The organism is Sphingobium sp. (assembly GCF_003248505.1).
Classification (GTDB): Bacteria; Pseudomonadota; Alphaproteobacteria; order Sphingomonadales; family Sphingomonadaceae; genus Sphingobium.
Genome location: NZ_QFOA01000134.1, coordinates 1 through 4,396 on the forward strand (window position 1 = coordinate 1; position 4,396 = coordinate 4,396).

Genomic DNA, 4,396 nt, shown 5'->3' on the forward strand with positions numbered 1-4,396 from the left:
ACTCCGCGTCCGTACCCTTGATGGCACGTTGGCCAATGACTTTCAGAGGTGGAGGGACGAACGGAAGGCGGCATGACCCCCAACTTTCTCATGCTCCCCTCATACTTACGTCCGCAACGGTACGACATCACTGTTCGCGGCGCTCGATATCGCCACCGGCGCGGTGATCGGCAAGTGCTACAAACGACACCGGGCAACCGAGTTTCTCGACTTCCTCAAGCGGATCGATGCCGAGATGCCCAAGGGACCGGACGTGCACATTGTGATGGACAACTATGCCACTCACAAGACGCCGAAGATCAAGGCCTGGCTGGCGCGTCGTTCGCATTGGCATGTCCACTTCACACCGACATCGGCCTCCTGGATCAATCAGGTCGAGCGCTGGTTTGCCGAATTGACGCGCAAGCAGCTGCAGCGCGGCGTCCACCGATCGACGGCGGAACTTGAAGCCGACATCACGGCATTCATTGCGGCTCACAATGAAAATCCCAAGCCGTACAAATGGGTGAAGTCAGCCGACGAGATCCTCGCCTCGGTCAAACGATACTGCCAAAAAACAATGAACCGAACTTCGGATTCAGGTGACTAGGCCATGCCGACGTGTCGGCGCTTGCTGCACACGTTATGGCAATGGAAGACTAAGCAAGGCCGAGTTGGTTCCAAGTTCTGTACCGTCCGGCAATCTCAGTCGCCTCTCTACACGAGGATGTGCATGTTCGCGTGCCTTGTTATCGGTGACAGCATTGGCGTCGGACTGTCGGGAGCGATCAATAACCGATACGCCAGTGGGTGCGATTCGGTGGTCGAGGCAGGCGCTACCATCGACCAGATACTGGCGTGGCGTAAACCCGCCAGGCTATATGGCACCACCGTCCTCGCCGTCGGATCCAACGATCAGCCGAGCCGACAGCTAACGCTCAAACTGACCAGACTACGCCAAAATATCGCGACAAAACGAGTGATCTGGATGCTGCCCTACTCCCGGGAGCGAGCCTATCTCATAAACTCGATTGCTGTGACGTTCGGCGACGACACGTTGGACATCGCGCGTTTCCGCACGAGCGACCGTGTCCACCCGATCAGCTACGATGAGATCGCGGCTGTTCTCCTGCCGAGGGGCCAACCACGGGGGAGCAGGAAATCCACTGTTGAGTGGTCTCAACGCAGTCGACGATAAAGCATCGACCTAAAACGCTGCATTTCATTCGAGTAAGCTGAGCTTAGTCCTCCATTGCTCCAGATGTTGGAGCGCAGGTCTCAAACCATGCGCCAATGGCCCCAAGCCATAGAGTTGATAGGATTCAGGCGGTGGCGACATCATTCGCGAGACCAGAGATACGCCTTCCAATTCCCGTAGGCGGACCGTGAGCACATTAGCGCTGATTTTCGGTATGGCTCGACGAATGGATGTAAATCGCAGCTCGTCTTTGCTCAGGGCTACCAGGATGTGCAACACCCATCGGGCACTCAATGTATGGAATATCGCGTCGGCCGCCGCAGGGTCTATCGCTTGAAAAAGCTGTCTTTCTGACTCGATGCACATCCAGTTACTTTCTCACCCTAAAAGGCGCACGGCCGGACTGAGTCAGCTACGCCGTTCGCGGTTCCGTCGGGCCCGGCTTGGCGGTGCTTGGAGGGTCGCCGACCCGCTCATGGACAATTGCGGAGGGCGTGCGCGAACGGCGGCGGCGAGCGGCCGAACTTGTGACCACCACTGCCTTGGTACGTCTTCGTCCCAGTGAAGAGCAGATGAGGGAAGGCGCTTTTTGACATCACGATTTGCCGATGCGCGAAGGTCCGATGAGGGACGACTCTGGGGCACCACGACGGATTTCATGTCACGCGATCCGCCAAATCAAGTGAAGCTACTCCCGACAAATCAAAGTACCGCAGTGCAACGCGCCTGATGCGTGCGTCACCGTTCGAATATAATACGCGGCGAAGCGTCCAACCCCTCAGCCTCGGCGCGGCGGAGCTTGCTCTTCGGGCCTCATCGCCTTACCTGCCGCCTCCCCCCGAGCGGGGTTGGAGTCGGAGAAACGAGCCGACCGACCACGTAGCCGCGGAACAAAGGCGGGTACGCGGTCCATATACGCACGATATGCCTGGCCAAATTCCGCGAGCGCCGCCTTCTCCTCATGCCGGGCAAGGCGAATATACATCACCACCAACACCGGAAACATGGCGAGCGTCAGTAACGTCGGCCATTGCAGCAGAAATCCGAGCATCACGAGGATGAACCCGATATATTGCGGATGGCGAACCTTGGCATAGATTCCCGTCGTTGCGGGCTTGTGAACGCGCTGGGCTGCGTGAAGCGGCGCCCATCCGGCCGAGATCAGCCAGAAGCCCGCGCCGATCAGCACGAAGCTGGCAAGATGGAACGGGCCAAAATGTGGGTTGACCCTCCAGCCGAACATCATCTCGAGCAGATGGCCGGCATCGTGGCTCCACCAGTCGAGGCCGGGGAAATGCGACTGGAGCCAACCCGAGAGCAAGAAGATGGTGAGCGGGAAGCCATACATTTCGGCGAAGAGTGCAACGATGAATGCGCTGAATGCGCCGAAGCTGCGCCAGTCGCGCCCGGTGGCGGGTTTGAAGAAGCTGTACGCGAATAGGATGAACACGGAGGCGTTGACCAGCGCCAGCCCCCAAAGACCATAGCCATAATCGGTATGCGTCATCGCGGCCCCCCTTCCACGCGCTCGTTCGAATTCGCAGGCAGTCCGGTCGGGACAGCACCCGGCATCTGGTCATGGCCATGCTGATGGCCGCCATGACCGTGATGCATGAACAGGTGCATGAGCGGACAGGCGAGCAGGATCAGATAGGGCAACACACCCAGGAAATGTGCGGTGTGCTCGGTGATGAGGAAAAAGCCCGCGACTAGCAGGAAGCCGATCAAAACGATCTTTCCACGCTTGCGCATGCGATGGTCATGCCCGTCCATATGCCGCTCTTCTCTCGCCAATGTCTTGCGAGCATAGATCCGAGTCCCGGGAGCAAGGTATAAGTAGAGACCGAAGTCCGTCATTCGCCCAAGAAGGCGATGCCGGCTGGTTCACAAACCTCACCATCCCTATCGGCGTTACGCAGTGGTCATGACGCGGCCGTCATTCTGCGGCTTTTGCGTATAGGCGTGCGCTGGTCGTCCACCAATGCTGCGCTAAGGACAATAAGCGTGAGAGGCAGGCCAGAGTTCATGCACAAGAAAAGGAAAAAGCATCATTCCCGCGGCCATGTCGGGGTGAACCTGCTCGAACGGGAAGCAAGGATCGACCTCGCCACGCGACCTGCCGACGGCCTTGGCGTCGCGTTCCTCGGCGCATCGGAAACGGTGACAGGGTCGCGCTATCTGGTGGACGACGGCGATACGCAGGTCGTGGTCGATTCCGGCCTGTTCCAGGGTCCGAGGGATTTGCGCCGCCTCAATTGGGCGCCGATCGCGCCCGAGGTTGCCGATGTCGGCCTGTTGCTGCTGACGCACGCGCATCTTGATCATTCCGGCGCGCTGCCACGCATGGCGCGCCTTGACTGGGACGGGACCGTCCTCAGCACCCGGGCGACCGAAGCTTTGTGCGAGCTTCTGCTCCCCGACAGCGGGCACCTCCAGGAAAAGGATGCGGAGTTCGCCAATCGCCACGGCTTTTCCAGGCACCAGCCCGCGCTGCCGCTCTACACGCAGGCTGACGCCCGCCTTGCGCTGCAGCTGTTCCGCACGGTCGAGTTCGGGGCGTGGCACCCGATCGCGGACGGCATCAGGGCGCGCTATCATCGCGCCGGCCACATCCTCGGCGCCGCCTCGATCGAGATCGATTGGAAGGGCCGCACGATCCTCTTCTCAGGTGATGTCGGGCGCTATGGCGACGCAGTCATGAAGGATCCCGAGCCACCTGCCCGTGCCGATTATGTCCTCGTGGAATCCACCTATGGCGATCGCCGCCACGAACAGGTCGATCCGACCAAGACCCTGGGGGACCATGTCGAACGGTGCGTCAAGCGTGGCGGGACCGTGGTGATCCCCGCCTTCGCCGTGGGCCGCGTCCAGTCCCTGCTCTACCATTTTTCCCGGCTGCGCGCCGAAGGCCGTCTGCGCGACATCCCGATCTTCCTCGACAGCCCGCTGGCGATCAACGCGAGCGGGCTGATGTGCGATTTCATGGACGAGCATCGCCTGACACGCGCCGAGTGTGAAGCGGCGTGCGGGGTCGCGCACTATGTGCGCGAAGTGGAAGAATCCAAAGAACTCACCGCCAACCCCGCCCCTAAGGTCATCATCTCGGCCAGTGGAATGGCGACGGGCGGCCGCGTGCTCCACCATCTCAAGCGCTTCGCGCCGGATGGGAAGAACCTCATCCTCTTCTCGGGCTTCCAGGCGGCGGGCACCCGCGGCGCC

Annotated in this window: 4 protein-coding genes and 1 pseudogene; 2 read left to right on the forward strand and 3 right to left on the reverse strand. The window is 60.4% G+C overall.

The window, feature by feature from the left end; all coding sequences use genetic code 11:
* Positions 1-100: 100 nt before the first annotated feature.
* A pseudogene (locus DI606_RS19560) lies at positions 101-589 on the forward strand (IS630 family transposase); the annotation flags it as partial.
* Between the two features lie 612 nt (positions 590-1,201).
* Here the strand turns inward: DI606_RS19560 and DI606_RS20410 are convergent.
* From DI606_RS20410 to DI606_RS19570, 3 genes are all read right to left on the reverse strand, one after another.
* Entirely contained in the window at positions 1,202-1,543 is a 342-nt protein-coding gene (locus DI606_RS20410; protein WP_076605463.1) for a helix-turn-helix domain-containing protein, read from the reverse strand.
* A gap of 412 nt (positions 1,544-1,955) precedes the next feature.
* Complete coding sequence (locus tag DI606_RS19565) at positions 1,956-2,684, reverse strand: isoprenylcysteine carboxylmethyltransferase family protein (protein WP_083216029.1); 729 nt, start codon at positions 2,682-2,684, stop codon at positions 1,956-1,958.
* Positions 2,681-2,929 (reverse strand): DUF2933 domain-containing protein, encoded by a 249-nt coding sequence (locus DI606_RS19570; RefSeq protein WP_037477917.1) that lies wholly within the window; start codon positions 2,927-2,929, stop codon positions 2,681-2,683. The genes DI606_RS19565 and DI606_RS19570 overlap by 4 nt, the downstream gene beginning before the upstream one ends.
* Before the next feature lie 273 nt (positions 2,930-3,202).
* Between DI606_RS19570 and DI606_RS19575 the strand changes: the two genes are divergently transcribed.
* Positions 3,203-4,396, forward strand: a 1,194-nt coding sequence (locus tag DI606_RS19575) for an MBL fold metallo-hydrolase (protein WP_293985627.1), incomplete at its 3' end; no start/stop codon positions are given.

What these genes read in the sequence shown, in the direction of transcription:
- DI606_RS19565 (WP_083216029.1), bottom strand. Translation starts at nt 2,684, where the DNA reads ATGACGCATACCGATTATGGCTATGGTCTTTGGGGGCTGGCGCTGGTC.
- DI606_RS19570 (WP_037477917.1), bottom strand. Translation starts at nt 2,929, where the DNA reads ATGCGCAAGCGTGGAAAGATCGTTTTGATCGGCTTCCTGCTAGTCGCG.
- DI606_RS20410 (WP_076605463.1), bottom strand. Translation starts at nt 1,543, where the DNA reads ATGTGCATCGAGTCAGAAAGACAGCTTTTTCAAGCGATAGACCCTGCG.